This is a genomic window from Bradyrhizobium sp. HKCCYLS3013 (genome assembly GCF_051167615.1).
Classification (GTDB): Bacteria; Pseudomonadota; Alphaproteobacteria; order Rhizobiales; family Xanthobacteraceae; genus Bradyrhizobium.
In genome coordinates this window covers 155,065-181,303 of sequence record NZ_JBNPTK010000012.1, presented here as the reverse complement: position 1 = coordinate 181,303, position 26,239 = coordinate 155,065, and the positions used below count along the sequence as shown (strand labels likewise).

At 65.9% G+C, this 26,239-nt stretch carries 24 protein-coding genes; 14 read left to right on the top strand and 10 right to left on the bottom strand.

From position 1 onward, the window contains the following. Positions 1–18: 18 nt before the first annotated feature. The 3 genes from ACQR1F_RS21895 to ACQR1F_RS21885 all read left to right on the top strand — a co-directional run bounded on the left by ACQR1F_RS21895 (position 19) and on the right by ACQR1F_RS21885 (position 3,461). Entirely contained in the window at positions 19–1,923 is a 1,905-nt protein-coding gene (locus ACQR1F_RS21895; protein WP_315804624.1) for a propionyl-CoA synthetase, read from the top strand. A gap of 350 nt (positions 1,924–2,273) precedes the next feature. Continuing rightward, the gene (locus ACQR1F_RS21890; RefSeq protein ID WP_315804623.1) at positions 2,274–2,546 is read left to right on the top strand and encodes a hypothetical protein; all 273 of its coding nucleotides are present in this window, start codon (positions 2,274–2,276) and stop codon (positions 2,544–2,546) included. Positions 2,547–2,729: 183 nt separating this feature from the next. After that, positions 2,730–3,461 (top strand): OmpW/AlkL family protein, encoded by a 732-nt coding sequence (locus ACQR1F_RS21885; RefSeq protein ID WP_315804622.1) that lies wholly within the window; start codon positions 2,730–2,732, stop codon positions 3,459–3,461. A 299-nt stretch (positions 3,462–3,760) separates the two neighbouring features. Here ACQR1F_RS21885 and ACQR1F_RS21880 read toward each other — a convergent pair whose 3' ends face one another. Continuing rightward, the gene (locus tag ACQR1F_RS21880) at positions 3,761–4,456 is read right to left on the bottom strand and encodes a DUF1013 domain-containing protein (protein WP_434913845.1); all 696 of its coding nucleotides are present in this window, start codon (positions 4,454–4,456) and stop codon (positions 3,761–3,763) included. 268 nt (positions 4,457–4,724) lie between these two features. Here ACQR1F_RS21880 and ispH point away from each other — a divergent pair, with 268 nt between their 5' ends. The 3 genes from ispH to rnhA all read left to right on the top strand — a co-directional run bounded on the left by ispH (position 4,725) and on the right by rnhA (position 7,276). After that, entirely contained in the window at positions 4,725–5,693 is a 969-nt protein-coding gene (ispH, locus tag ACQR1F_RS21875) for a 4-hydroxy-3-methylbut-2-enyl diphosphate reductase (RefSeq protein ID WP_315716301.1), read from the top strand. Positions 5,694–5,840: 147 nt separating this feature from the next. Then, positions 5,841–6,815, top strand: a complete 975-nt coding sequence (locus tag ACQR1F_RS21870) for a homoserine kinase (RefSeq protein WP_434913844.1) — start codon at positions 5,841–5,843, stop codon at positions 6,813–6,815. Beyond that, entirely contained in the window at positions 6,812–7,276 is a 465-nt protein-coding gene (gene rnhA, locus ACQR1F_RS21865; protein ID WP_315736125.1) for a ribonuclease HI, read from the top strand. Before ACQR1F_RS21870 ends, rnhA begins: the two co-directional genes overlap by 4 nt. 181 nt (positions 7,277–7,457) lie before the next feature. Here the strand turns inward: rnhA and ACQR1F_RS21860 are convergent, their stop codons facing one another. The 5 genes from ACQR1F_RS21860 to ACQR1F_RS21840 all read right to left on the bottom strand — a co-directional run bounded on the left by ACQR1F_RS21860 (position 7,458) and on the right by ACQR1F_RS21840 (position 14,501). Further along, positions 7,458–7,943 (bottom strand): peroxiredoxin, encoded by a 486-nt coding sequence (locus tag ACQR1F_RS21860; RefSeq protein ID WP_315758853.1) that lies wholly within the window; start codon positions 7,941–7,943, stop codon positions 7,458–7,460. A gap of 154 nt (positions 7,944–8,097) precedes the next feature. Further along, positions 8,098–9,789, bottom strand: a complete 1,692-nt coding sequence (locus tag ACQR1F_RS21855) for a long-chain fatty acid--CoA ligase (protein ID WP_434913843.1) — start codon at positions 9,787–9,789, stop codon at positions 8,098–8,100. A 187-nt stretch (positions 9,790–9,976) separates the two neighbouring features. After that, a complete protein-coding gene (locus ACQR1F_RS21850) occupies positions 9,977–11,395 on the bottom strand; it encodes a serine hydrolase (RefSeq protein WP_434913842.1) in 1,419 nt (472 codons plus the stop codon). Positions 11,396–11,568: 173 nt separating this feature from the next. After that, positions 11,569–13,359, bottom strand: coding sequence for a glucan ABC transporter ATP-binding protein/ permease (locus ACQR1F_RS21845; protein ID WP_315804614.1), 1,791 nt, complete (start codon positions 13,357–13,359; stop codon positions 11,569–11,571). Between the two features lie 86 nt (positions 13,360–13,445). Then, complete coding sequence (locus tag ACQR1F_RS21840; RefSeq protein ID WP_434913841.1) at positions 13,446–14,501, bottom strand: ABC transporter substrate-binding protein; 1,056 nt, start codon at positions 14,499–14,501, stop codon at positions 13,446–13,448. A gap of 290 nt (positions 14,502–14,791) precedes the next feature. On the opposite strand from ACQR1F_RS21840, the gene ACQR1F_RS21835 reads away from it, so the two are divergent. From ACQR1F_RS21835 to ACQR1F_RS21815, 5 genes are all read left to right on the top strand, one after another. Then, entirely contained in the window at positions 14,792–15,193 is a 402-nt protein-coding gene (locus ACQR1F_RS21835) for a hypothetical protein (RefSeq protein ID WP_316181108.1), read from the top strand. A 104-nt stretch (positions 15,194–15,297) separates the two neighbouring features. Then, positions 15,298–15,696: a phosphoribosyl-ATP diphosphatase gene (gene hisE / locus ACQR1F_RS21830; protein ID WP_316181109.1), complete on the top strand. Its 399-nt coding sequence runs from the start codon at positions 15,298–15,300 to the stop codon at positions 15,694–15,696. Between the two features lie 69 nt (positions 15,697–15,765). Further along, the gene (locus ACQR1F_RS21825; protein ID WP_315804684.1) at positions 15,766–16,347 is read left to right on the top strand and encodes a YqaA family protein; all 582 of its coding nucleotides are present in this window, start codon (positions 15,766–15,768) and stop codon (positions 16,345–16,347) included. Next, complete coding sequence (locus ACQR1F_RS21820) at positions 16,347–16,982, top strand: hypothetical protein (RefSeq protein WP_434913840.1); 636 nt, start codon at positions 16,347–16,349, stop codon at positions 16,980–16,982. Before ACQR1F_RS21825 ends, ACQR1F_RS21820 begins: the two co-directional genes overlap by 1 nt. A 141-nt stretch (positions 16,983–17,123) precedes the next feature. Then, the gene (locus ACQR1F_RS21815; RefSeq protein ID WP_315804609.1) at positions 17,124–18,092 is read left to right on the top strand and encodes an NAD(P)H-dependent flavin oxidoreductase; all 969 of its coding nucleotides are present in this window, start codon (positions 17,124–17,126) and stop codon (positions 18,090–18,092) included. Between the two features lie 84 nt (positions 18,093–18,176). Here the strand turns inward: ACQR1F_RS21815 and ACQR1F_RS21810 are convergent, their stop codons facing one another. The 4 genes from ACQR1F_RS21810 to ACQR1F_RS21795 form a co-directional block, all read right to left on the bottom strand. After that, entirely contained in the window at positions 18,177–19,748 is a 1,572-nt protein-coding gene (locus tag ACQR1F_RS21810; RefSeq protein ID WP_316218038.1) for an ABC transporter substrate-binding protein, read from the bottom strand. A 212-nt stretch (positions 19,749–19,960) separates the two neighbouring features. After that, positions 19,961–21,493 carry an ABC transporter substrate-binding protein gene (locus tag ACQR1F_RS21805; RefSeq protein WP_434881752.1) on the bottom strand — a complete coding sequence of 511 codons (1,533 nt, stop codon included), beginning with the start codon at positions 21,491–21,493 and terminating at the stop codon, positions 19,961–19,963. 131 nt (positions 21,494–21,624) lie between these two features. Further along, entirely contained in the window at positions 21,625–23,235 is a 1,611-nt protein-coding gene (locus tag ACQR1F_RS21800) for an ABC transporter substrate-binding protein (RefSeq protein ID WP_434838044.1), read from the bottom strand. Between the two features lie 42 nt (positions 23,236–23,277). Then, positions 23,278–23,916, bottom strand: a complete 639-nt coding sequence (locus tag ACQR1F_RS21795) for a hypothetical protein (RefSeq protein ID WP_315804605.1) — start codon at positions 23,914–23,916, stop codon at positions 23,278–23,280. Positions 23,917–24,435: 519 nt separating this feature from the next. Here ACQR1F_RS21795 and minC point away from each other — a divergent pair. From minC to minE, 3 genes are read left to right on the top strand one after another with little or no spacing between them, the layout of a single operon-like run. Next, positions 24,436–25,131, top strand: a complete 696-nt coding sequence (gene minC, locus ACQR1F_RS21790; protein WP_316181120.1) for a septum site-determining protein MinC — start codon at positions 24,436–24,438, stop codon at positions 25,129–25,131. 20 nt (positions 25,132–25,151) lie between these two features. Continuing rightward, complete coding sequence (gene minD, locus ACQR1F_RS21785) at positions 25,152–25,967, top strand: septum site-determining protein MinD (protein WP_315804603.1); 816 nt, start codon at positions 25,152–25,154, stop codon at positions 25,965–25,967. Then, positions 25,964–26,239, top strand: a complete 276-nt coding sequence (minE, locus tag ACQR1F_RS21780; protein WP_315716282.1) for a cell division topological specificity factor MinE — start codon at positions 25,964–25,966, stop codon at positions 26,237–26,239. The genes minD and minE overlap by 4 nt, the downstream gene beginning before the upstream one ends.

Sequence of the window (26,239 nt, the reverse complement as noted above, 5' to 3'; positions counted from 1 at the left end):
AGATCTTGGGGAAACGTCATGAGCGCTGCGAGCCGCTATCACGAGGTCCATGCACGGTCGCTGCAGGACCCGGAAGGGTTCTGGGCCGAGGCCGCCCGCGCGATCGACTGGATCGAGCCGGCCAAGACCATCTTCGATCCCGCGATGGGCGCCTATGGCCGCTGGTTTGCCGGGGCCGTCGTCAACACCTGCTACAATGCGCTCGACCGTCACGTCGCCGCCGGCCGCGGCGATCAGCTGGCGCTGATCCACGATTCGCCGCTCACCGGCTCGGTCACGAAGCTCACTTATGCCGAGATGCTGAAGGAGGTGCAGACGCTCGCCGCGATCATGCAGGATTTCGGCGTGGCCAAGGGCGACCGCGTCATCCTCTATATGCCGATGGTGCCGGAGGCCATGGTGGCGATGCTCGCCTGCGCGCGCATCGGCGCGGTGCATTCGGTGGTGTTCGGCGGCTTCGCCGCCAAGGAGCTCGCCACCCGCATCGACGACGCCACGCCGAAGCTCGTGCTGTCGGCGAGCTGCGGCATCGAGCCCGGCCGCATCGTGCAGTACAAGCCGCTGCTCGACCAGGCGATCGAGCTCGCCGACAACAGGCCCAAGGCCTGCATCGTCCTGCAGCGTCCCGAGCATGTCTGCGAGCTCAAGCCCGGCCGCGACTACGACTGGGCGGCGCTGCGCAAATCCGCGCTCGCCAATGGCAAGCTGGCACCATGCGTGCCGGTGCTGGCGACCGATCCGCTCTACATCCTCTACACGTCCGGCACGACCGGCAAGCCGAAGGGCGTGGTGCGGGACAATGGCGGGCACCTCGTCGCGCTGAAATGGTCGATGGAGAATCTCTACGGCATCAAGCCGGGTGAGGTCTGGTGGTGCGCCTCCGACATCGGCTGGGTGGTCGGCCACAGCTACATCATCTACGGCCCGCTGATCCATGGCGCGACCTCGGTGATGTATGAGGGCAAGCCGGTCGGAACGCCCGATGCCGGCGCGTTCTGGCGCGTCATCAGCGATCACAAGACGGTCGCTCTGTTCACCGCGCCCACGGCATTCCGCGCCATCCGCAAGGAGGATCCGGAAGGCACTTTCCTGCGCAAATATGATCTATCGCATTTCCGCACCCTGTTCCTGGCCGGCGAGCGCGCCGATCCGCCGACGGTGGAATGGGCCGAGCAGCAATTGAAGGTGCCGGTGATCGACCACTGGTGGCAGACCGAGACCGGCTGGTGCATCGCCGGCAATCCGGTGGGCATCGGGCTATTGCCGGTCAAGCACGGCTCGCCGACGGTTCCTATGCCGGGCTACCAGGTCGACATCGTCGACGAAGCCGCCAAGCCCGTGCCCGCCAACACGATGGGCTCGATCGTGATCAAGCTGCCGATGCCGCCGGGCTGCCTGCCGACCTTGTGGCAGCAGGAGGAGCGCTTCAAGGAATCCTATCTCAGCGAATTCCCCGGCTACTACAAGACCTCCGATGCCGGCTACAAGGACGAGGACGGCTATATCTTCGTGATGGGCCGCACCGACGACATCATCAATGTCGCCGGCCACAGGCTGTCGACCGGCGGCATGGAAGAGATATTGGCGTCGCATCCCGACGTCGCGGAATGCGCCGTGCTCGGCATCAAGGATGCGATCAAGGGCGAGGTGCCCTGCGGCTTCATCGTGCTCAAGGCCGGCGTCTCGCGCAGCCCGTCGCAGATCGAAAAGGAGATCGTGGCGCTGGTGCGCGACAAGCTCGGACCGGTCGCCGCGTTCAAGCTCGCCATCACCGTCGGCCGGCTGCCGAAGACGCGCTCCGGCAAGATCCTGCGCGGCACGATCAAGAAGATCGCCGACGGCGAGCAATGGAGCATGCCGGCCACGATCGAGGATCCCAAGGTGCTCGAGGAAATCGGCGAGGCACTGAAGAGCCGGGTGTAGCGTCACGCTGCTCAGGTCACCGGGCGGCGCGGGTCACTCTCAAGCCTCTCCATGAACACGCAAACAGCGTGTTCATGGTCCCGTATGCAGCGGCCGCTCCGTCGCTTGCCCCTCATGGTGAGGAGCGCCGACAGGCGCGTCTCGAACCATGAGGCTGCAGTGGGGGCCTCGCCTTCGAGACGCCCGCCTCTGGCGGGCTCCTCAGGGTGACGAGCACAAGTTGCACTCGAACACGGCTCTGCCCTGGAGCATCATGAGGCGTCGACATCCGCGCCCTCGGGCTTGACCCGGGCGCCCATTGTCGTCAAGCAACGGGCCGGACCGCCCAATTGACGAGAATGGAACGTTCGATGCGACAGACCTCCGCCCGCCTGGCCCTGGTGCTGATGGCCGTGCTTTCGCTCTCGGCCTGCGCCTCGCGCAACCAGGGTCCTGCGGTGGCGCTCGGCAATGACGATGATGATGCGGTCTGTCAGGCCGGCGGCAAGGTCGCGCCGGGCTCCGCCGAATATGTCGCCTGCCGCAAGGATCGCGACGTGCAGCGGCAGCGCGCCGAGGCGCGTGCCGACCGCCGGCAGCGCGATCTCGGCGAATACATGATGAACCATCCCGACCGGCCCTGAGCGCCAGTGCAAGCGCCTCTCATGGCCCGTGACTTCGATGCAACAGTTGCGTGACATCGGCGCTGCAACAATGCCGATTGATTGAGATCAAATCCAAGCCCATGGCGTCCCTGCCACACCTGTGACCGCAAGGCGCGGCCGTGCCCGCGCAAACGTTGCTCAAGGGTGGTTATGGGGACCTCGATGAACAGAATCTTGAAACTCTCGTCATCGCTGCTGGTGCTGGCGGCGATCTGCGGAGCCATGGGCTCGGCGCAAGCAGCCGACCTGCAGGCGGCGCCGGTCTATACCAAGGCGCCGGTGGTCGAGGCGTGGAATCCGTGGATGCTCCGTGTCCGCGCGCTGGGTGTGCTGCCGGATGCTGGCGGCTCCACCGTGAACGTGACCGGCGTGCCGGCCCTGTCGTCGCCGAACTCCGGCCTGTCGATCTCCAACTCGGTCGTGCCCGAGCTCGACATCAGCTACTTCTTCACCAGGAACATCGCGGCCGAGCTGATTCTCGGCGTCACCCGGCATTCCATCGGCGGCACCGGCTCGCTCGACGGCCTCAACATGGGCAAGGCCTGGCTGCTGCCGCCGACGCTGACCCTGCAATATCACTTCACCGATTTCGGCGCGTTCAAGCCGTATGTCGGCGCGGGCGTGAACTACACGGTCTTCTTCAACCAGAGCGCCGCGAACCAGGTCTGGAACGGCCTTGCCGTCACCAACCTGCACATCTCCAACCAGTGGGGCGCCGCGGTCCAGTTCGGCTTCGATTACATGCTCGACAGGCACTGGGGCCTGAACGTCGACGTCAAGAAGCTGTGGCTGCAGCCGAACTACTCGGCGACCGTCAACGGCGCAATTCCGGTCACCGGCCGCGCCAACATCGATCCGTGGCTGGTCGGCGTCGGCGTCACCTACAAGTTCTGATTTGTCGCGTTCCTCCCAAGACTGCATGGCGCCGGCATCCCCGGCGCCATTTTTTTGGGGGAGAATTGCTGCTGGCTAGTTTTGAGTTTGGCTGGAGCTCGCGCCTCCCCCACCGCTGTCGTCCCGGCCTTGAGCCGGGACCCATACGCCGCGGCGGGAATGAAGGACGAGGCGCTGAGCCACGACCGGCTTGGGCCGTTCCGCAAGCCTGTGGTTATGGGTCCCCGCGTTCGCGGGGACGACACCGATGATTGTGGCAGGCGCTGTTGATGGCCGATAGAGATGGACGCCCGCGCGTCCTACTCTTCGTCCTCGTCCTGCTTCTTGCCGCCGATGGTCTTGAGCTTGGCGAACACGGCGTCGACGTTGAGATCGTCCTCGTCGCGGCCCGCCGGCTCGTACTCATCCTTGCGGGTGGTCTCGGAGGCCGGCAGCAGGGTGGCGCCGCTGTAATTGGCGTCGAGCGGCTTCTCCTTGGCCGCGCGCTGGACCTCGAAGTCGAGCTCGATCTGCGAGCACAGGCCGAGCGTCACCGGATCCATCGGTGTCAAGGTCTGCGCGTTCCAATGGGTGCGGTCGCGCACGCTGGCGATCGTTGTCTTGGTGGTGCCGACCAGGCGCATGATCTGGGCGTCCTTGAGCTCGGGATGGTTCCGCACCAGCCAGAGAATGGCGCTCGGGCGCTCGTGGCGGCGCGACACCGGGGTGTAACGGGGGCCCTTGCGCTTGGGCTGCGGGGGCAGCACCACCTTGCTCTCCTGCAACCGCAGGCGGTAGTTCGGGTCGCGCTCGGCCTTCTCGATCTCCTCGCGGGTGAGCTGTCCGGTCGAGATCGGATCCATGCCCTTGATGCCCTGGGCGGCGTCCCCGTCGGCGATGGCGCGCACCTCGAGCGGGTGCATCTTGGTAAAATCGGCGATCTGGTCGAAGGTCAAGGCGGTATTGTCGACCAGCCACACGGCAGTTGCCTTCGGCATCAGCGGGGCGTTGCTCATGGCAAATCTCCTTTGTGCTCCGCCCCGGCCCTGGGAGGCGAAACCTGTGGTCATCGGCGATGACGGGAATTGGCCCTATATAAGCCGTCCCGGGGGCATGGCGCAATGGCCTGGAGAAAACGGCCTTGACAGCGCTCGAAAGCAGTCCCAAGTCCTACCCAAACGAGTGTCAGACCCAAGCTCTTCGCGTATCGACCGCCCCCGCTTGCCGGCCCGGGGGTCCCTTGTCGCCGAAACCAGCCCGCAAAGATCAGCTCAGACCAGCCCCATGGCAGCCAAACCAGACCTCAAAATCGTGCTTTGCTCGCCCCGCGGCTTCTGCGCCGGCGTGGTGCGCGCTATCGACACCGTGGAACGGGCGCTCGCCATCTATGGCGCCCCGGTCTATGTCCGCCACGAGATCGTGCACAACAAATACGTCGTCGACAGCCTCAAGACCAAGGGCGCCATCTTCGTCGAGGAACTGGCCGAGATTCCCGACAGTACCAACGCACCGGTGGTATTTTCGGCCCATGGCGTGCCGAAATCGGTTCCGGCCGAGGCCCAGGCGCGCAATTTCTTCTCCCTGGACGCGACCTGTCCGCTGGTGACCAAGGTCCACCGCGAGGCGGCGATCCACTTCAAGCGCGGCCGCGAGATCCTGCTGATCGGGCATTCGCACCATCCGGAGGTGGTCGGCACCGTCGGCCAGCTTCCGGCCGGCGCCGTCACGCTGATCGAGACCGCCGAGGACGCAGCGACCTTCACGCCGAAAGATCCCAACAACCTCGCTTTCGTTACCCAGACCACGCTGTCGATCGACGACACCAAGGATATCGTCGCGATCCTCAAGGGCCGGTTCCCGAACATCTCGGGCCCGCACAAGGAAGACATCTGCTACGCCACCACCAACCGCCAGCTGGCGGTGAAGAAGGTGGCGCCGGTGGTCGACGCGCTGATCGTGGTCGGCGCGCCGAACTCCTCGAACTCGCAGCGCCTGCGCGAGGTCGCCGAGCGCGAGGGCTGCCCGATTGCCGTGTTGGCGCAGCGCGCCTCGGACATCGACTGGGCGCGCTTCGAGGGCATCAAGAGCCTTGGCATCACCGCCGGTGCCTCGGCGCCGGAGGTGATCGTCGAGGAGATCATGGGCGCCTTTGCCGAGCGCTACGTGCTGCATGTCGAGACGGTGTCGGCGGCCGAGGAGAACGAGTTCTTCCCGCTGCCGCGCTCGCTGCGGCCGGAAGCGGCCGCCGAGTAGGTCGGACGCTTCTTTTCCACCCTCGGCGGCGTCTCGGCCTTGAACCCGGCGCCGGCATGCGCGATGAAGGGCGCAACGGGCCTGTCCGGTGACGAAGTTCGCATCGGAGAGGCGGGGGCAGGCGAACTTCGATCACTGGGATAGCGCATGGCGGTCTATACCGACGTCGCCGCCGACGAGCTTGCGGATTTCCTCAAGACCTACGACATCGGCGAGCTGCTGTCCTACAAGGGCATCGCCGAGGGCGTCGAGAACTCCAACTTCCTGCTCCACACCACCAAAGGCTCCTTCATCCTCACGCTTTACGAGAAGCGCGTGGCGGTGGACGATCTGCCGTACTTCCTGGGACTGATGGCGCATCTGGCCGAGCGCGGCGTGAGCTGTCCGCAGCCGGCGCGCAACCGTGACGGCGCGGTGTATTCCAGTCTGTCCGGCCGGCCCGCGGCGATCATCAACTTCCTGGAAGGCATGTGGCCGCGCAAGCCGAACGTCACCCACTGTGCCGGCGTCGGGGCGGCGCTGGCGCAGATGCACCTCGCCGGGCGCGACTTTCCGCTGGTTCGCAAGAATCCGCTGTCGGTTGCCGGCTGGCGGTCATTGTTCGCCCAGGCCGCTGATCGCGCCGACACCGTGCAGGCCGGCCTCGCCGCGCTGCTCTCCACCGAGCTCGATCATCTCGCGCGCGCCTGGCCGACGCATCTGCCGGAGGGCGTCATCCATGCCGACCTGTTTCCGGACAACGTGTTCTTCCTCGGTGACAAGCTCTCGGGGCTGATCGACTTCCCGTTCTCCTGCAACGACATTTTGGCGTATGACGTCGCGATCTGCCTCAACGCCTGGTGCTTCGAGGCCGATCATTCGCTCAACGTCACCAAGGCGCGCGCCTTCTTCAACGCCTATGGCCGCGTCCGGCCGCTGTCCGAGGCCGAGCTGCAAGCGCTGCCGCTGCTGGCGCGCGGCGCCGCCATCCGCTTCCTGCTGACGCGGCTGGTCGACTGGCTCAACGTGCCCGCGGGCGCGCTGGTCAAGCCGAAGGACCCGCTGGAATATGTCCGCAAGCTGCGCTTCCACCAGAATGTCGCCAGCGTACGCGACTACGGCATCGGCGGAGCCACGGCATGAGCGAGCATCCGGTCGTCAGCATCTACACCGACGGCGCCTGCTCGGGGAATCCGGGGCCGGGCGGCTGGGGCGCGATCCTGCGCTTCGGCGACAAGGAAAAAGAGCTGAAGGGCGGCGAGCCGCACACCACCAACAACCGCATGGAGCTGATGGCCGCGATCTCGGCGCTGGAAGCGCTGAAGAAATCGTGCCAGGTCGAGCTCTACACCGACAGCCAATATGTCCGGCAGGGCATCACCGGCTGGATCCACGGCTGGAAGCGCAATGGCTGGAAGACCGCCGACAAGAAGCCGGTCAAGAACGCCGAGCTGTGGCAGCGGCTCGACGCGGCGCTGAAGCCGCACAAGGTCAACTGGCACTGGGTCAAGGGCCATGCCGGGCACGCCGAGAACGAGCGCGCCGACCAGCTCGCGCGCGACGGCGTGGCGATGGCCAGGATGCAGAAGAACGTGCGGGGCTGAGGAATTAGTTGGTCGAGGGCATCGCCCTACACTCCACTGTCATCGCCCGGCTTGACCGGGCGATCCAGTAGTCATTGAAAGTCGTGCTCAACCGAGAGGTCGCGGTGCTGGATTCCCCGCCTTCGCGGGGAATGACCGTTGTTGGGAAGGGCCGTGTTCCCCAAATTGAGAAGTCAGCGACTCACAGCTGCCCGAGCAGCGTGTCGCCGCCGGAGACCTCGACCTTGCCCGGGGCGGCTTCGAGGTTCAGCTTGGTGACCTTGCCGTCCTCGACCAGCATCGAATAGCGCTTGGAGCGGATGCCAAGGCCGGCGCCGGAGGCGTCGAGCTCCATGCCGATCGCCTTGGTGAACTCGGCATTGCCGTCGGCCAGGAACACGGCCTCGTCGCGCTGGTCGGTGTCGCGCTTCCAGGCGTTCATGACGAAGGCGTCGTTGACCGAGACGATGGCGATGGTATCGACGCCCTTGTCCTTCAGCGCATAGGCGTTGAGGAAGATGCTGGGCAGATGCATCTTGTGGCAGGTGCCGGTGTAGGCGCCGGGCACCGCGAACAGCGCGACCTTCTTGCCCTTGAAGATGTCGTCGGTGGTTTTGACCTGCGGGCCTTCGCCGGTCATCACGCGGAACTGGGCCTGCGGCAGCTTATCGCCAACCTGGATCGTCATATCAAAACTCCTTCCCCTGGATGTGTCTTGCAAGCGTGTCTTTGCGAACGCGTCTTGCGCGGTGCGCGCTACACTATTCGGCAGGCCGGAAACGGCAACGGCCCGCCGCGATCACGACTCCGTCATCGCACAACGCTGCCGCCCCGCCAACGGATCAGGCCGCCGCTGCCGGCTTCTTCTTCTCGTCGCGCAGCTCCCGGCGCAGGATCTTGCCGACATTGGTCTTCGGCAGCTCGGTCCTGAACTCGATCTGCTTCGGCACCTTGTAGTTCGTGAGCTGCTCGTGGCAGTGCTTGATGATGTCCTCGGAGGTGAGGTTGGGGTCCTTCTTCACCACGAACGCCTTGACGACCTCGCCGGTCTTCTCGTCCGGCAACCCGATCACGGCGGTCTCCAGCACGCCCGGATGGGTCGCGATGACCTCCTCGACCTCGTTCGGATAGACGTTGAAGCCGGAGACGAGGATCATGTCCTTCTTGCGGTCCACGATCTTGACCGAGCCGTCCGTGGCCATGACGCCGACGTCTCCGGTGCGGAAGAAGCCGTCCGCCGTCATCACCTTGGCGGTCTCGTCGGGACGATTCCAGTAGCCGGCCATCACCTGCGGGCCCTTGGCGCAGATCTCGCCGGCCTGGCCGAGCGGCACTTCGTTGCCGTCATCGTCGCGGATCGACAGCCAGGTCGACGGCAACGGCAGGCCGATGGTGCCGGTGAACTCGGTCGAGGTCGGCACGTTGCAGGTCAGCACCGGCGCGGTCTCCGACAGGCCGTAGCCCTCGGCGATGCTGCAGCCCGTCACCTGCTTCCACTGCTCGGCGACCGGGCGCTGCACGGCCATGCCGCCGCCGTTGGAGACCTTGAGCTTGGAGAAGTCGATCTTCTTGAAGTCAGGATGATGCAGCAGGCCGTTGTAGAGCGTGTTGACGGCCGGGAAGGTGTTGACCTGATACTTCATCAGCTCCTTGATGAAGCCGGGAATGTCGCGGGGATTGGGAATCAGCAGATTGGCGCCGCCGGCGCGCACTGCGAGCAGGAAGCAGCAGGTCAGCGCGAAGATGTGGTAGAGCGGCAGCGCGCAGACGATCAGCAGCTGATCGACATGCGGCGGCCGGTCCATGACCGGCTGCAGCCAGGCGTCGTTCTGCAGCACGTTGGCGACGACGTTGCGGTGGAGCAAGGTGGCGCCCTTGGAGACGCCGGTGGTGCCGCCGGTATATTGCAGGAAGGCGACCTCGTCGGGGCCGATGGTGGGCTTCTGGAAGCGCTTGCCTCGGCCGGCGGCGAGCGCATCGTTGAACGGCACGGCGCCCGGCAGCGAGAACGCCGGCACCATCTTCTTCAGGCGGCGGACGACGAGGTTGACGATCACGCCCTTGAAGCCGAGCAGGTCGCCCATGCTGGCGACGACGATGTGTTTGACCTGGGTGTGTCCCACCACCTGCTGCACGGTGTGGGCGAAATTCTCCAACACGATGATCGCCTCGGCGCCGGAATCCTTGAGCTGGTGCTCGAGCTCGCGCGGCGTGTAGAGCGGGTTGACGTTGACGACGGCGTAGCCCGCGCGCAGCACCGCGGAGATCGCGATCGGATATTGCAGCACGTTCGGCATCATCAGTGCGACGCGCGCCCCCTTCGCCAGACCCAGGCCCTGCAGATAGGCGCCCATCGCGACCGACGTCTCGTCGAGCTCGCGATAGCTGATCGCCTTGTCCATGCAGATGAAGGCGCGGCGATCGGCGAATTTCTTGAAGCTCTCTTCCAGCAGGTCGACGAGCGACGGGTATTTGCCCGGATCGATATCGGCGGGAACGCCGGCCGGATAGTGCTTGAGCCAGATGCGCTCCATGACCCTTCCTCTCTGATCGTCTCTTGTTCGTATATCGGCAGCCGCCTCTCTGGGGCCGGCGGCGCCAATATCGAATTTCCGGCCGTTCAAGGCAAGCGGCCGGCGCGTCGATGAAAGGGGAGGTACAGGCAGTCCGGGCCGAGGGCCCGCGCCAGTTGCTGGCTGCGTCAGTATGCGCCGCGCGGGATCAGCCGTCCTTCGGCGCGGGCTTGCCGTCCGTCTTCGGCTTTGCGGCGGCCTTGGGCTTGGTGGGCTTGGGCGCGTCGGAGCCGGCTTTTTCCGCCGGTTTTCCGCCGGCTTCGTGCTTGGCGGCGACGTGGCGTGCCGCGCCCGGCTTGGCGTTCGACGGCTTGGCATCCGACGGCTTGGCCGCGGCCTTCGCATCCGCATCGGTCTTGGCGGCGGTCCGGGTCGCCGGCTTGGCATCCTTGCGGGCGGCGGCATGCGCCTTCTTGCCGCGGTGCCTGGCCGGGGTCTGCGCGTCGGCATCGGCGGCGACAGCTGCGATCAGCGCCGCGCCGGTGCGCGTCGGGCCGGTGTAGACCACGACCGGCTCGGACGGAGCGGGGGCCGCCGCCAGCAGTTCGGACGGCTTCATGGACGGCGCCTGCAGGCCGGCGAGCAGGGTGCCGCCGGTCGCTTCGCCGTCCGCACCGGCAACGGTGTCCTCGTCCTCATCGCTGGCCGGCCGGTGGCGGCGGCCGTTGCACATGTCGTCGCGCAGGTTGGGCGGCGTCGCGTCGACCGGGGCCAACTGATCGACCGTGCCGAGCGGCGACTTCAGCCAGCTCAGCTGGTTGCCGTTGAAGCCGCGGTCGAGCATCTGGATCGCGCGCACGGCGCGCATCTGTCCCGAGGAGGCGCCGAGCACCACCGCGATCAGGCGCTTGCCGTTGCGGGTCGCCGACGCCACCAGATTGTAGCCCGAGGCGCAGATGAAACCGGTCTTGAAACCGTCGGCGCCGGGATAGCGCCCGATCAGCTTGTTGAAGTTCTGCACCACGCGGCGGCCGTAGCGGATCGACGGGATGTGGACGAAGTATTCGTACTCGGGAAGATCGCGGATGATGGCGCGCGCCAGGATCGCGAGATCACGCGCCGAAGTGATCTGGCCGTCGGCGGGCAGTCCGTTCGGATTGACGTAGCTGGTCTGCGTCATGCCGAGCTTGCGGGCGGTGTCGTTCATCATCGCCGAGAAGCCGTCGATGGAGCCGCCGACGCCCTCGGCGAGCACCACCGCCATGTCATTGGCGGACTTCACCAGCATCATCTTGAGCGCGTTGTCGACGGTGAGCTGCGTGCCCGGCCGGTAGCCCATCTTCGACGGCGACTGCGAAGCCGCGGTCGGCGAGACCGTGAACAGCGTGTCGAGCGTAATCCTGCCGTCCTTGACCGCCTTCAAGGTGACATAGGCGGTCATCAGCTTGGTGACCGATGCTGGGTACCAGGGATAGGTCGCGTTCTGCGCTTCCAGCACCTTGCCGGTGTCGGCTTCGACGAGCAGCAGCGCCTCGGCATGGGCCCAGCGCGGCGCGAGCACGAGAGCGGCAGCGAGAACGATGATCTTGATCGGGGAATAGCGGAACAACAGGCGAAGCGTCTGCACTGGTCAGATCCGGTCCTTTGAGACCCGCCTCGCGCGGCGAGGTGGGCAAACGGGCTTTCGGGTTTCAAGCGTGTCCGGTGCCGCTTCGGTTGCGGCAGGTCGCGAACCTATACCGGCTCGACGCTGGCGAACAGAGCCCAGCCATTCAATTCCACGATGAAAGCGTCCCGCGATCAGGCCTTGACGGTGGTGCCGTCGCTGTCCGGCGCGACAAGCGACGCGCGTGCGTTCTCCTGCACCATGAACTGGGCCTTCGCGAGTTCCGCGAAATGGCCGCCCTTGGCAACGAGTTCATCGAACGTTCCGCTTTCGATCACGCGCCCGTTCTCGAACACCAGGATTCTCGTTGCATTGCGAATCGTCGAGAGCCGGTGTGCGATCACGAAGGTCGTGCGTCCCTTCATCACCTCGTCGAGCGCCGCGTTGAGCTTGGCCTCGGTGACGGCATCGAGCGCGGAGGTCGCCTCGTCGAGAATCAGGATCGGAGGATCCTTCAAGAGGGCACGCGCGATCGAGAGCCGCTGGCGCTCGCCACCGGACAGCATGCGGCCGCGCTCGCCGGCGTTGGTATCGAAGCCCTGGTCGGCACGATCGATGAAATCGAGCGCCTGGGCGCGCGCGGCGGCGGTGCGCAGCTCCTCGTCGGTCGCGTCCGGCTTGCCGACCAAAAGGTTCTCGCGGATCGAGCGATTGAACAGCAGCGCCTCCTGGAACACGACGCCGATGTTCCTGCGCAGTGCCGCGAGCTTCAATCCGCGGACGTCCATGCCGTCGATCCTGATGAAGCCGGATTGCGGATCGAAGGCGCGATGCAAGAGTGCAATCGCGGTCGACTTGCCGGCGCCGGTCGGTCCGACCAGCGCGATGGTCTGGCCGGGCAGCGCGGTGAAGGTGAGGTCCTCCACCGCCGGACGCTTGCCGTCATAGGAGAACGAGACGTCGTTGAATTCGACCAGGCCCGAGAGCCGGCCGACCTCGATCGCGTCGGGGCGGTCGCGCACGGCCGGCACCGCATCGAGCACGGTGAAGAACTCGGCCAGCCGCGGCGCCTCCATGAACACGTTGTTGATGAAGGACACGACCTGCTCGAGCTTCTGGATCAGCATGGTCGCGAACGACACGAACATCACGATCTCGCCCACGGACGTCAGCCCGGCCTGATGCAGGGCGATGCCCAGCGTGAAGATCGCGAGCACGGTGATGGTGGTCGAGGCACGCGTGATGACCGTCACCAGCGCCCACCAGCCGAGCACCGGCATCTGCACCGACAGCAATTGTCCGGCCACGGTGCGCAGGCCCTGCACCTCGGCATCGATGCGCACGAAGCTCTGCACCAGCGCGACGTTGCCGAGCGCGTCGGAGGCACGCGCCGACAGGTCGCTGTAATGCTCCTCGACCTCGCTCTGCATGCCGTAGGTCTTGCGCACGACCAGGGTCGTCAGCACGGTGAACACGACGCACAGCACGAACAAGAGGATCGCGAGCCGCCAGTTCAGATAGAGCGACAGCGGCAGCAGCACCAGCACCGACATGATCGCGGCGAAGTGCTCGCGGAAGAACGACAGCCACAGCTTCCACAGCGCGTCGGTGCCGTTGATCATCACCTTCATCAGTCGGCCGGAATGGGTGCCGGAATGGAACGTCAGCGGTAGCTGCAAGATGTGCTCGAAATAGCTCGTCAGCACCGCATGGCGCTGCCGGTGCGCCAGCCGGTCGGCCTGCAGCGCGACCCAGGCGCTGGCCAGTATCGTGAACAGCCCGAATCCGGCCCAGGCCGCCAGCAGCGGCCAGGCGGTGCTGGTCGAGGCGTTTCCCGAGAGCGAGTCGACAATGCGTCCGAACAGCACCGGCTCGGCGAACTGCGCCACCGCCAGCGCCAGGTTGGCGATCGCGAGAAACCAGCCGAGCCGCGCCTCCTTTCCGAGCAGATGGAGCACGCGGGCATAGATGCGGAGCAGGGACATGGGCGGGGCGCTTCGTGTCGGCAGTTGGAATCAGCGCTGGGCGCGCGGCGCCATGTTAGCAAGGGAACGGCCGCCGCGGCGAGCGCTCAGTTGACCAGCCGGCTGTCGGCGGGCGGCAGGAAGCTGTCGTCGAAGATGTCGGCGGGTTGCGGACGCTTGTGGTGGAATTTGCCGTCCTCGGCGAGTTGGTCGAGGGCCCGCTCGAACCGGGCGGGATCGATGCCGCCGATGCCATCGCGTCGGACGTCCGGCGTCAGCACGTTCTCGACGAGCACGCTCTGCAGCCGCTGCAGCTCGAGCTCGCGGGAGCCGTCATCCATCCGGCCCACCACGTCGGCGATCGCGCCGGCAGGGTCCTTGATGGCAAGCTGGAGGCCCGACGTCAGCGCGCGCAGGAAGCCCTTCACGGCAGCCGGCTGCTTGGCCGCAAAGCCGGGATTGACGATCACCGCATGGCCATAGGCCTCGCAGCCATAATCAGCGAAGCGCAGCACCGCGAGATCGGCGGCGGGCACGCCGCGGTCGCGCAGATTGATCGCCGAGAGATACGAGAAGCCGCTGACGGCATCGACCTGGCCGGCCGACAGGATCGGCTCGCGCACGGCCGCGCCGACGCGCGACAGCTTGATGGTCTCGGGCCTGAGATGGTTGTGCCTCACGACCGCCGGCCACAGCCGGATCGAGAGATCGCCCTCGGCGACGCCGAGCGTTTTGCCTTCGATGTCGCCGAGCCCGTTGATGCCGCGACTCCTGCGCGCGATGATCGCGTAAGGCGCCCTGTTGAACAGCACGAACACGGCCTTGACCGGCTGGCTGTTCGACGCGTCGCGATAGCGGATCAGCTCGTTGATGTCGGCGAGCGCCATGTCGGCCTCGCCGGAAGCGACCCGCGCGATCGCATCGGGAGAGCCCTTGGCCGTGGTGATGGTGACCGTCACGCTTTCGGTGGCAAACAGCCCGCGGCTGGCGGCGAGGACCAGTGGCGCCATGCTGCCATCGAGCGGCCGATCCAGCGCGAACATGACGGCGACCGGACGTTTCGGCTCCTCCGCCGCAGCTTCCTGTCGCGACAGGCATGAGGGCACGACGACGACGGCGAGGAGCGCCAAAGCAAGCAGGGTGAGGGATCGTCGCATGCGCATCATGTCACGCCGGTATTCGCAGGCCGTACCGGTCTTGTCACGCCGGTATTCTAATCAGTTCGCCGGCCGTCGCGGGATCGAGCCGCGGGATCGTTATGTCAATTTCGTGACAACGTCGCTGTCTCGCTGCCCGCTCGGGGCCGGCGGTGCCTAATCATGTCGGATCGAATGTGAATGGTCCATGAGCAAGGCCTGCGGCGATTTGCGGCTTCGACTCCGGGTTTCGCGAGGGGAACTGTGGGCGCAGTTCGCGAGTTGGTGCGCGAGATTGGATCGTACGGAGAAAACATATGATCGCACAGCGCGGAAGTTTTTCCCGCTTTGGCCGTGCTACCGTCCTGGCGACGGTGGCCGCGGTGACTTTGACGGCCGTGCAGCCGACACTCGCCTTTGCCGGCTCCGCGCCGGCCGAGAAGGGCGTCGTCGCCAAGACGGCCAATGATGGCGGCCTGACCGATGTCAGCGCGCGCCGGCGCCACTATCGCGGCAATGGCGGTGCGGCGGCTGCGGCTGCCTTTGCCGGCATCGTCGGCACCGGCCTCGCCATCGCGGCGGCGCAGAACCGCCGTTCCTACTACGAGGACAATTATTACTATGGCCGGCCGGCCTATTACGGCTACGGGCCGCGCTATCAGTATTACGGCGGCGGCCCCTATTACGGTGGCGGCTATCATCATCACCCGCATTGGTGATGTGAGATCGGATGAGACGATCCGCCGGCCCCGTGCCGGCGGATTTTTTCTTGCCTGCTGCGAACGTTAATATGCGGGCCATCGATTTTAACTAGTGTGGCGAGATGACTGATTCGATCGATCGGCTCTATCGCGCTGTCCTGGCGGCCAGGGATCTCGACCCCGCGCGATCGCGCACGGCCAAGCTGATGCAGCAGGGCACGGCCAAGATGGCCAAGAAGCTCGCCGAAGAGGCGATCGAGGTCGCGATCGATGCCGTCGGCGGCGACGCCCAGGCCGTGGTGCGCGAAAGCGCCGACCTGATCTACAATCTGGCCGTGCTGTGGGCCGAGCTCGATGTCCAGCCCGAGGACGTCTGGCGCGAGATGGAACGGCGCGAGCTGATGCTCGGCATCGCCGAGAAGCTGCCGAAATCGCCCGCGAAGGTCGCCAAGGCCGCGCCCGGACGGGTGGCGGGGCGACCGATCGTCGCGGCCGACCGGACGATCCGCAAGCGGCACTAGTGTGGCGGTCCGATTCGGACCGGCATATGGGCCATGGACAAATCCTGCCCGGTTTGCTTCATCGCCACCATGCTCAGACGGATCTACGACTGGTGTATCGACGCCGCCCACAAGCCGCATGCCATGTGGATCATGGCCGCGGTCGCCTTCGCTGAAAGCTCGTTCTTTCCGGTGCCGCCGGATGTGATGCTGATCCCGATGTCGCTGGCGAAGCCGCAGCGGGCCTGGCTGTTCGCCGGCGTCTGCACGGTGGCCTCGGTCCTCGGTGGCATCGTCGGCTACGGCATCGGTGCGCTGCTCTATGACTCGCTCGGCCATTGGCTGATCCAGCTCTACGGCCTCGGCGACAAGGTCGAGGCGTTCCGGGCGTCCTATGCCGAGTGGGGCGCCGTCATCATCCTGCTGAAGGGATTGACGCCGATCCCCTACAAGCTGGTCACGATCACGTCGGGCTTCGCCGGCTATAATCTGTTTCTGTTCATCGTCTGCTCGATCATCGCGCGCGGTGGCCGCTTCTTTATCGCCGCGATATTGCTCAACCGCTATGGCGAATGGATCAGGGTGCGCATCGAGAGGCATCTCGGCCTGTGGGTGGCGATCGGCGCGGCCGTGCTGGTGGCCGGCTTCGTCATTGCCGTGAAGCTGATCTGATGCGGCCGCTGCGCCCGGGGCGGGGGGCGGGGGCGGCGCTGCTCGTGGTCGTCTCCGTGCTCTCTGCCGCCGCGGCATGCGCGCAAACGACGCCTTCCTTGGGGCTGCGAGAAGCGCCGCAACAGCCACCGCAGCAGGCGCCTGCCGTCCAGCCTGCGCCGCCCCCCAATCCGGGTCTGGTGGAGGAGCTCGGCAAGCTGTTCGAGAAGATGTCGATCATTCCGCTGAAACCTTCGGGCGATGCCCGCGCCGAGCCGCCGGCGGCCGGCAGCGATCCCACCGGCGCTGCCGCGGATCCGCCCGCCGCTTCACCGCAGCCCAGTGGCCCGGTCGCGCCGAAGGGCGGCGCCGACACCAAGGACGTGCTGAAGGAGACCGGCGAGACCTTGTCGCGCCTCGCCAAGCCCTCGAGCATGATCACCGGCCGCTCGGTCTGCCCGATTGCCACCAATGGCACGCCGGATTGCAAGCTCGGCGCCGACCGGCTGTGCCAGGGCAAGGGCTACAAGGAAGGCAAAAGCCTCAACACCGATTCCGCAGAGACCTGCTCGGCCAGGGTGCTGATCCCGGGCCGGCAGCGCAAGCCGGGCGACTGCCGCACAGATACCTTCGTCACCTCGGCACTCTGCCAATGACGCCTGCATGCCAGCGCCTCAACGCAAGACCGTGATCGGGCTTTTCCGGTCCCTCTGCGGGCGAATTGCCATCACAGCTTGATGTCGGGCATGCTCGCGATCACGAGCGTCTCCGCATTTCACAACGAGGAATTCCCATCCATGTCCATGCCCGCCTTGTTCAAGGGTCGCCTGTCGATCCCGGTGATCGGCTCGCCGCTGTTCATCATCTCCGTGCCCGACCTGGTGATCGCGCAGTGCAAGGCCGGCGTGGTCGGTTCGTTTCCGGCGCTGAACGCGCGGCCGGCCGCGCTGCTCGACGAATGGCTGGCGCGCATCACGGAAGAGCTCGCCGCCTATGACCGGGCGCATCCGGAGCGCCCGTCGGCGCCGTTCGCCGTCAACCAGATCGTGCACCGCTCCAACAACCGGCTCGAGCAGGATCTCGCGCTGTGCGAGAAGTACAAGGTGCCGATGATGATCACCTCGCTCGGCGCGCGCGAGGAGCTGAACCAGGCGGCGCATGCCTGGGGCGGCATCGTCTTCCACGACGTCATCAATCAGTTCTTCGCCCACAAGGCGATCGAGAAGGGCGCCGACGGCCTGATCCTGGTCGCGGCCGGCGCCGGTGGACATGCCGGCACGATCTCGCCGTTTGCCTTCGTGGCGGAGACCCGGAGCTGGTTCGACGGCCCCATCGCGCTGTCCGGCGCGATCGCGAACGGCCGTGCCATCCGCGCCGCGCGCGTCCTCGGCGCCGACTTCGCCTATATCGGCTCGGCCTTCATCGCCACCAAGGAGGCGAATGCGGTCGAAAGCTACAAGGACATGATCACCAAGTCCGGCGCCGACGACATCGTCTATTCGAACCTGTTCACCGGCGTGCACGGCAACTACCTGAAGCCGTCGATCGTCGCCGCGGGCCTCGATCCGGACAACCTCCCGACCTCCGACCCGTCGAAGATGAGCTTCGGCACCGATGCCTCGGGCGAGCGCGCCAAGCCGAAGGCATGGAAGGAGATCTGGGGATCGGGGCAGGGCATCGGCGCCATCAAGGACGTGCTGCCCGCCGCCGAGCTGATCGCGCGCTTCAAGAAGGAATATGACGAAGCGATCGATCCGCCGCTCTGAGCGGCTTCGCGCCGGACAGAAGAAAAGCGCGGCAGCCAGGGCTGTCGCGCTTTTTTTTGCCGAGGCCGCAACAGAGCGGGCGAGCTACTCCAGCTCGATCGCCTGGAACTTGCCGCGCTCGTCCAGCGCGGTGCCCCAGATCTTGTGCGAGGCCTGGTGCTCGGCGCGGCCGAAGCCGAGCTTGGCGCCGAGACCGAGATCGATGTCACGCATGTTCTCCAGCGTGTCGATCAGCGCCTCGGTGTCGAGCTGCGGGCCGACCCGGCGCAGCGCCTGGATCAGCACGTTGGCCGAGACGTAGCCCTCGAACGACACGTAGGACGGCGCCTCGCCCGGGAAGTACTTCTCCAGCGCGCTCTTGTATTCGAGCACGGCGCTCGAATAGCCGCCGACGGCCGGCACCACCTGGGTGACGATCACGCCGCTGGCATAGCGCGGGCCGAGCAGCATCAGCTCGTCGGAGAGCTCGGTCGAACCCACGAAGGAGACGTTGGTGTAGATCATGTGCGGGAACAGATCGCGCGTCTTCTCGATGAACTTCGCGGCGGCGCGATAGGTTGCGACCATGACGATCGCCTTGGGCGGGTTCTTCAACGCCCTCAGCTGGTTGACCGCGTCGTCGACGTCGACCGTGTTGCGCTTGTAGTTGAGGCGCAAGATGGACGTGTCGGCGAGACCGAGCGAGCGGAAGGCCTTGGCCACGCCGGAGAAGCCGGCATCACCATAGGCGTCCTGCTGCGCGAACACGGCAATGTCCTTGGCCGGCAGGCGGCGGAGCTTGACGAGGTAGCGCACCACGGTGTCGGTCTCTTCCGCGTAGCTGGCGCGGTAGTTGAACACGTAGCGATCCGGCGGATCGTTGCGCAGCAGGTTGGCGCCGGTGAACGCGCCGTAGAACAGCACGCGACGCTGCAGGGCGTAAGGCATCGCCACGGCAGAGGTCGGCGTGCCGACATTGCCGACGAAGCCGAACACCTTGTCCTTCTCGTAGAGCTGCTTCATCGCGTCCAGCGTCCGCGACGGCTCGTAGCCGTCGTCGGCCGAATAGAGCCGCAGCGAGCGCCCGGCGATGCCGCCGGCGTCGTTGGCGCGGTTGAAGGCGGCCTCGATGCCCATCTTCATCTGGCGGCCGAGCTCCTTGGCAGCGCCGGAGAACGGAGCGGCGATGCCGAAGCGGATCTCGTTGGCGGTGACGCCCTGGACGTTGGTCGTGGACGCCGGCGGCAGCGTCGCGGTCGGTGCCGTCGCAGCGACAGCCGCGGACGGGGCGATCACCCCGGCGAGGCTGGTGGCGGTCTGGCTCGGCGCGCTTTGCCCGAGCGAGCGCTCGAGCTCGGCGAGCTGGCGGCCCGCGGAGTTACAGTCGGTCTGAGCCGCCCCGACGCGGTTGCGTCCATCGGCGACGTAGCCGTTGAAGACGCGGGTGAGCTCGTCACGATCCGAGCCGCCGGTGGAGGCCTCCCGGATCACCTCGCGAAACTTGTCGACAATGGCCTGAACGCGGCCCTGGTCGATCGCCTGACAGGCGGATGCTGCTCCCACGATCGGCCCGACCCGGCTCGCAAGATTACGCACCACATCCGCATTGGTGCCCGCCGCGCTGGCGGGCGTTGCGAGCAATGCCGCAACCAAGAACACGCTACAACGAAAGTTCATTGCCACTATCCCACTTTGGACCCCATCCAGGTCTTCCGCCTGGTGAATTGACGCCGTGTCTGCGACGGAGAAGACATAAGACCGTCACCATGCACAGACCAGCCTTTCCTAAGAGCATGACCATTTCGGTAACCCGACACGCCTTTTTCCGATCATACTTTAGGACCTGCTAACGAAACGTCTTCACCAGTTCTTCCCCTTCGAAGCTAATTCTACTCAAGTTCGATTGCCTGATACGTGCCGGTTTCGTCGAGTGCGGTGCCCCAGATCTTGTGCGAGGCCTGGTGCTCCGCGCGTCCAAATGCGAGCGTCGTGCCGAGGCCGAGATCGAGGCTGCGCATCGATTCGAGCGTGTCGATCAGCCGCTCGGTGTCGAGCGGATTGGTCTGCTTCAGCGCCTGGATCAAAATCGTCGCCGAGATATAGCCTTCGAGTGACGTGTAGTCCGGTGCCTCGCCGGGCGCGTATTTGGCCAGGGCGTTCTTGTAGTCGAGCACGAGGCTTGAGTAGCCCGAAACCGCCGGCACGCCCTGCGTCACGATGACGCCGTTGGTGAAGCGCGGGCCGAGCAGCTTGAGCTCGGTCGCGAGCGAGGTCGAGCCGACGGCGGACACGTTGGCGTAGATCAGGCCCGGCACCGCGTCGCGCGTCTTCTCGATGAACTTCGCGGCGGCGCGATCGGTCGCGACCATGATGATCGCCTTCAGTCCCGGCTTGTGCGCCTTGACCTGATTGACCGCCTCTTCCACGTCCATCGTCGCGCGCGGATAGTTGATTCGCGTCACGGTATCGCCGATGTTCAACTGTCGGTAGGCCTTCGCGACACCGGTGTAACCGTCGTCGCCGAATGGGTCCTGCTGGGTGAACACTGCGATCTGCTTGGGCGAGACGCGCTTCATCCTGATCAGGTAGCGCACCAGCGCGGCAGTCTCCTCTGCGTAGCTCGCCCGATAGTTGAAGACGTAGCGATCCGGCGGATCGCGTCGCACCACGGCTGCGCCGGTGTTCGGCGCGAAGAACAGCGTGCGCCGCTCCAGCGCATAGGGGATCGCCACCTGCGAGTTGGCGGTGCCGACGTTGCCGATGAAGCCGAACACCTGCTCCTTGTCGTAGAGCTGCGTCATCGCCGCCAGCGTGCGGTTCGGATCGTAGCCGTCGTCCGCCGCCACGAGGCGGAGCATGCGCCCGTTGACGCCGCCGGCATCGTTGGTGCGTGCGAACGCGGCCTCGATGCCCTGGCGCATCTGACGCCCGGTCTCCTTGCGGATGCCGGAGAACGGCAGGACCATGCCGAAGCGGATCTCGCGGTCGGTGATGCCGCGCACGGGGCCGGCGGTGACGGCGCCGGTCGTCGTTTCGGCCTTGACCGGTGTGATCGGGGCCGTCGCCGCAGCCGGCTCGCCGAGCGAGCGTTCGAGCTCCGTCAGTTGCCGCTCCGCGGCCGCGCAGGTCGCCTGCGAGGCGCCCGTACGACTACGGCCCTCGGCGATGTAGCCATTGAAGCTGCGGGTCAGCTGATCGCGCTCGCCGTCATTCCTCGTCGCCTGGCGGATGGCTTCGCGGAATTTGTCGACCATGCCCTGGACGCGGCCCTGCGCGATGTCCGGGCAGGCGGAGGCCTGTCCCACGATCGGCCCAACCCGGCTGCCGAGCTCCCTGACGACGTCGGGAGCCGCCGCCAGAGCGGGGCTGAAGGGAGCTGCGAAAACACTCCCGATGATCAACGTGGACCAACGCACGGCCATCGAACCTTCCACCTGCTCAGCCTGTTTCAAACCCTCTTCGTTCTACTATTCGTGGCATTTCGAATTAATGTCGGGTTTCTCTGTCGCTCTTTTGTCGTGGTAGTCGAGGCCGTCGCGCCTCCAGCGGTATCCTATTCAAGTTCGACGGGTTGGTAGGTGCCGCTGTTGTCAAGCGCCGTGCCCCAGATCTTGTGCGAAGCCTGGTGTTCGGCGCGGCCGAAGCCGAGCTGCGTGCCGAGGCCGAGATCGACGTTGCGCATGTTCTCGAGCGTTTCGACCAGTTGCTCGGTATCGAAGTTCGGACCGGCGCGCTTCAGTCCCTCGATCAGGATGCTCGCCGCGATGTAGCCCTCGAGCGAGGTGTAGTCGGCCGGCTCGCCCGGGGCATATTTCGCAAGTGCGGTCTTGTATTCGAGCACCAGGCTCGAATAGCCGGAGACGCCGGGCACGGTCTGGCTGACGATCACGCCCTCGGCGTAGCGCGGTCCGAGCAGCATCAGCTCGCTGGCGAGCGCCGAGCCAGCAACCGCCGAGATGTTGGCGAAGATGACGCCTGGAAATACGCCCTGGGCCTTCTCGATGAACTTGGCGGCGGCACGCGTCGTCGCCAGCATCACCACCGCCTTGACCGGGGTCTTCAGCAGCTTCAGCTGATTGATGGCGTCGTCGACCTCGACCGTGTTGCGCGGATAGTTGACCCGGACGATCGAATTGTCGCTCACCCCGAGCGTCCGGAATGCCTTTGCCACGCCGGCGAAGCCCGCGTCGCCGAAGGCGTCGTTCTGCGCGAACACGACGATCTGGCGCGGATGCAGCCTTCGCATCTTCACGAGATAATGGACCAGCGCGTCGGTCTCCTCGGCATAGCTCGGCCGGTAGTTGAAGACGTAGCGGTCGGGCGGATCGTGGCGCACGACGTTGGCGCCGGTATAGGGCGCGAAGAACAGCGTGCGGCGCTCGAGCGCGTAGGGGATGGCGACCGCGGCGGTGGCCGAGCCGAAATTGCAGATATAGCCGAACACCTGCTCCTTCTCGTAGAGCTGCTTCATCGCATCCAGCGTGCGCGCGGGATCGTAGCCGTCATCGGCGGTGACGAGCTTGAGCATGCGGCCGTTGACGCCGCCGGCCTCGTTGGCGCGATTGAACGCCGTCTCGACGCCGATCTTGAGCAGTCGCCCGCTCTCCTTCACCGGTCCGCTGTAGGGAATGACCATGCCGAGCTTGATCTCGCTCTGCGTCACCCCGCGCACGTTGCCGGCCGGCGGCAGCAGTTGCGCCGGGACGGTCGCGGCCTGCGCCGTCGCAGGTCCGATGCTCACGGCAGGCAGGTTCGCGCGCGCCGGAGGCGGCGCTGCGATGGATCGTTCGAGATCGGCAAGCTGCCGGTCGGCGCCGCCGCAATCCATCCGGCCTGACGTGACAAGGCTGCGGCCTTCGGCCACATAGCGGTCGAGCAGGCGCGTCAGCTCGTCACGGTCGGCCTCGCTGGACGCGGCCTCGCGGATGACGAGCTGGAATTTCTCGATGATGGCCTGGATGCGCGGCCGGGCGATGTCGCGGCACGCGAGTGCTGCGCCAATGATCGGGCCGACGCGGCTGCCGAGCTGGCGCGCCACGCTCACACTCTCGCCGGGCGCGGCAACGGCCTCGCCGGCCACGAGGGACGCGAGCAGGATGGCTGCCACACGGGCGTGAGCCAGCGGACGGCGTGCTGCCGCTTTCTGCGGTAGGACGTCGATCATCGTCGCCTGTGAAGTGTTGGAAGCTGGATCAGTCGTAGAGGGTTAGCGAACCCGCTCCATCTGACCCGTCTTCTGGTTCCACTGCATGAACTGCTGCAGCATGGGCTTTTCGGGATTGTCGGAATCTGCCGCGGGCTCCGGAGCGTCCGCGAGCAGCGACTTGAACTGCGACAGCGCCGGGGCGGCCTGAGCCTCGACCCGCTCCGGCAGCGCGCTGGTCTGATCCGCCTTGGCGTCCTGCACGTCGGCGGCGACCGGCGGCAGCGTCTTCATCGACTGCACGGCGGCGACGAAGGACGAGCTCGCGTCGGGCTGGCGCCACACCGGCACGATGTTGACGAAGAACAGCGCGACGACGGCGGCGACGCCGGTTGCGGCGGCGAAGCGGCCGGCCACCTTGAACACGACCGAGCGGCGGTCGCGCTCGCGCTCCAGATCCGGCGGCTCGCGCATGACCTGGGGATTCAGCGATTGGCGAAGGGATTCGAACACGGCGGTCTCCAGGCGAGCATCGAGCGGTCCTTGCTGTCCCGAAGCGGGACGCTCGGCCGCCTCCGCTGCCTTGGCATTGTCACCGACGAGAGATAGACGCGCGGCTTCCGGACGTTCGCGCAGCCACCGCGGTGCATAGTGCAGCGGGTCCTGCGGGTTCATCGGATTCTGTTCACTCAACGAACTCATACGCTACTCCTCTGACGCTCGATTCCGGTAAACTGATACGCTTCTGCCACGGTCGTATGAGAGCTAGTTTCAAACGAAGAGCGGGAGCGGTTCTGCCACTTCAGATCACACGGAATCATTTGCAGAATCAGACGTTTCGCGTCGATCAGCGATCGCACGCCAGCAGTCCCTTCCTGCAAGGCGCCGTGGCACGTTTGCCGTGCCTTGGGCGCCTCTATCGATCCCATGCCCCGCCCCCTGACGAGTGTCAATCGATCGGAACTTCCTAAAGCCGTCGGTTCCGAATTATATGTACGTTAAAGTTATCATCATGATGTGATTAAAATGAGGCATGACAGGTCTTGACGCAGATGCTCATGAATTGCGTCTCATTGATGCCAACATTGCGCCTTGATTCGATCATCATCGAACTATGTCGGGCGGGCCGCTGTCGATTTTTGAGCGGCTTAGCGTCGATTTAACCATCCGTTAACCATCTGGCGCCGACAGTTAACCAATCACTAAGAAGGGTTGGGTCGGATGGTCATGAGTGCCAGCGCTGAAACGGTGCGTCCTGTTATTCGTCTGCGCGGGCGCTCCTACGTCGCCTTCGTGTTTTCGCCGGTTGTGCCGATTGCCGATTGGCTGGCTGAGCTCGATGCAACGCTCGCGGGCTCGCCCGGCTTCTTCGTCGGCAAGCCGATCGTGCTCGATCTCTCGGCGCTGGATCTGAGCCCGCTCGCCATCACCCATCTCATCAAGAGCATCGAGTCGCGCAACATCCGCGTGCTCGGGCTCGAAGGCGTCGAGCAGGGGCGGCTGTCGCTCGGCATGCCGCCCTTGTTGTCCGGCGGCCGTCACTGCGCCGTGCAGGAGATCGAGCCGGAGAAGCCACAGCTGCAGCAGCCGACCTCGCTGCTGCTCGACCAGCCCGTACGCTCGGGCCAGTCGATCGTGTTTCCCGATGGCGACGTCACCGTGCTCGGCGCGGTGTCGTCGGGCGCCGAGATCGTCGCCGGCGGCTCGATCCACGTCTACGGCGCGCTGCGCGGCCGCGCGATGGCCGGTATCAACGGCAACGCGGCGGCGCGCATCTACTGCCAGAAGATCGAGGCCGAGCTGGTCGCGATCGACGGCTACTACCAGACCGCCGAGCAGATCGACGCCGCGTTGCGCGGCCGGGCCGTGCAGGCGCGGCTCGAAGGTCATTCCATGAAGATCGTTGCATTGAACTGAGTAGCAGGAGGATTCGTGACATGTCGAAAGTACTCGTAGTGACGTCGGGCAAGGGTGGCGTCGGCAAGACCACCACGACGGCGGCGATGGGCGCGGCGCTGGCGCAGGCCGGCGAGAAGGTCGTCGTCGTCGATTTCGACGTCGGCCTGCGCAACCTCGACCTGGTGATGGGCGCGGAGCGCCGCGTCGTGTTCGATCTCATCAACGTGGTGCATGGCGTCGCCAAGCTGCCGCAGGCCCTGATCCGCGACAAGCGGCTGGAGAATCTGTGGCTGCTGCCGGCCTCGCAGACCAAGGACAAGGACGCGCTGACCGAGGACGGCGTCGGCCGCGTCATCACCGAGCTGCGCAAGACATTCGACTGGGTGATCTGCGACAGCCCGGCCGGCATCGAGCGCGGCGCCATGCTGGCGATGCGCTATGCCGACGAGGCCCTCATCGTCACCAATCCGGAAGTGTCGTCGGTGCGCGATTCCGACCGCATCATCGGCATGCTCGATTCCAAGACCGTGCGCGCCGAGAACGGCGAGCGCGTCGAGAAGCACATCCTCATCACCCGCTACGATGCCGGCCGTGCCGCGCGCGGCGAGATGCTGTCGATCGACGACGTGCTGGAGATCCTGGCGACGCCGCTGCTCGGTATCGTGCCGGAGAGTCAGGACGTGCTGCGCGCCTCCAATGTCGGCTGCCCGGTGACGCTCAACAGCCCGGCCAGCGCCCCCGCGCGCGCCTATCACGATGCGATGCGCCGCCTGCTCGGCGAGGAGGTCGAGATGCAGATCCCGACCGAGCGCAAGGGCCTGATGAACCTGCTCCTGGGACGGAGGGCTGCATGAGTGTGCTGCGGCTCTTTACGGGGCGTGCGGCCTCCGCGCCCGTCGCGCGGGAGCGGCTGCAGATCCTGCTCGCGCATGAGCGCAGCCTGCGCGGCCAGCCCGATCTCCTGATGCAGCTGCGCGAGGAAATCCTCGCCGTGGTTTCGCGCCATGTGGTACTTGATCCGGACAAGGTCATCGTTCGCATGGACCGGGGAAAGCATGTCTCGACGCTCGAGGTCGACATCGAACTGCCCAACGGCGCCGACCGCGCCTTTGCCAGCGCCGGCTGA

What these genes read in the sequence shown, in the direction of transcription:
- ACQR1F_RS21895 (WP_315804624.1), top strand. Translation starts at nt 19, where the DNA reads ATGAGCGCTGCGAGCCGCTATCACGAGGTCCATGCACGGTCGCTGCAG.
- ACQR1F_RS21890 (WP_315804623.1), top strand. Translation starts at nt 2,274, where the DNA reads ATGCGACAGACCTCCGCCCGCCTGGCCCTGGTGCTGATGGCCGTGCTT.
- ACQR1F_RS21885 (WP_315804622.1), top strand. Translation starts at nt 2,730, where the DNA reads ATGAACAGAATCTTGAAACTCTCGTCATCGCTGCTGGTGCTGGCGGCG.
- ACQR1F_RS21880 (WP_434913845.1), bottom strand. Translation starts at nt 4,456, where the DNA reads ATGAGCAACGCCCCGCTGATGCCGAAGGCAACTGCCGTGTGGCTGGTC.
- ispH (WP_315716301.1), top strand. Translation starts at nt 4,725, where the DNA reads ATGGCAGCCAAACCAGACCTCAAAATCGTGCTTTGCTCGCCCCGCGGC.
- ACQR1F_RS21870 (WP_434913844.1), top strand. Translation starts at nt 5,841, where the DNA reads ATGGCGGTCTATACCGACGTCGCCGCCGACGAGCTTGCGGATTTCCTC.
- rnhA (WP_315736125.1), top strand. Translation starts at nt 6,812, where the DNA reads ATGAGCGAGCATCCGGTCGTCAGCATCTACACCGACGGCGCCTGCTCG.
- ACQR1F_RS21860 (WP_315758853.1), bottom strand. Translation starts at nt 7,943, where the DNA reads ATGACGATCCAGGTTGGCGATAAGCTGCCGCAGGCCCAGTTCCGCGTG.
- ACQR1F_RS21855 (WP_434913843.1), bottom strand. Translation starts at nt 9,789, where the DNA reads ATGGAGCGCATCTGGCTCAAGCACTATCCGGCCGGCGTTCCCGCCGAT.
- ACQR1F_RS21845 (WP_315804614.1), bottom strand. Translation starts at nt 13,359, where the DNA reads ATGTCCCTGCTCCGCATCTATGCCCGCGTGCTCCATCTGCTCGGAAAG.
- ACQR1F_RS21840 (WP_434913841.1), bottom strand. Translation starts at nt 14,501, where the DNA reads ATGCGCATGCGACGATCCCTCACCCTGCTTGCTTTGGCGCTCCTCGCC.
- ACQR1F_RS21835 (WP_316181108.1), top strand. Translation starts at nt 14,792, where the DNA reads ATGATCGCACAGCGCGGAAGTTTTTCCCGCTTTGGCCGTGCTACCGTC.
- hisE (WP_316181109.1), top strand. Translation starts at nt 15,298, where the DNA reads ATGACTGATTCGATCGATCGGCTCTATCGCGCTGTCCTGGCGGCCAGG.
- ACQR1F_RS21825 (WP_315804684.1), top strand. Translation starts at nt 15,766, where the DNA reads ATGCTCAGACGGATCTACGACTGGTGTATCGACGCCGCCCACAAGCCG.
- ACQR1F_RS21820 (WP_434913840.1), top strand. Translation starts at nt 16,347, where the DNA reads ATGCGGCCGCTGCGCCCGGGGCGGGGGGCGGGGGCGGCGCTGCTCGTG.
- ACQR1F_RS21815 (WP_315804609.1), top strand. Translation starts at nt 17,124, where the DNA reads ATGTCCATGCCCGCCTTGTTCAAGGGTCGCCTGTCGATCCCGGTGATC.
- ACQR1F_RS21810 (WP_316218038.1), bottom strand. Translation starts at nt 19,748, where the DNA reads ATGAACTTTCGTTGTAGCGTGTTCTTGGTTGCGGCATTGCTCGCAACG.
- ACQR1F_RS21805 (WP_434881752.1), bottom strand. Translation starts at nt 21,493, where the DNA reads ATGGCCGTGCGTTGGTCCACGTTGATCATCGGGAGTGTTTTCGCAGCT.
- ACQR1F_RS21800 (WP_434838044.1), bottom strand. Translation starts at nt 23,235, where the DNA reads ATGATCGACGTCCTACCGCAGAAAGCGGCAGCACGCCGTCCGCTGGCT.
- ACQR1F_RS21795 (WP_315804605.1), bottom strand. Translation starts at nt 23,916, where the DNA reads ATGAGTTCGTTGAGTGAACAGAATCCGATGAACCCGCAGGACCCGCTG.
- minC (WP_316181120.1), top strand. Translation starts at nt 24,436, where the DNA reads ATGGTCATGAGTGCCAGCGCTGAAACGGTGCGTCCTGTTATTCGTCTG.
- minD (WP_315804603.1), top strand. Translation starts at nt 25,152, where the DNA reads ATGTCGAAAGTACTCGTAGTGACGTCGGGCAAGGGTGGCGTCGGCAAG.
- minE (WP_315716282.1), top strand. Translation starts at nt 25,964, where the DNA reads ATGAGTGTGCTGCGGCTCTTTACGGGGCGTGCGGCCTCCGCGCCCGTC.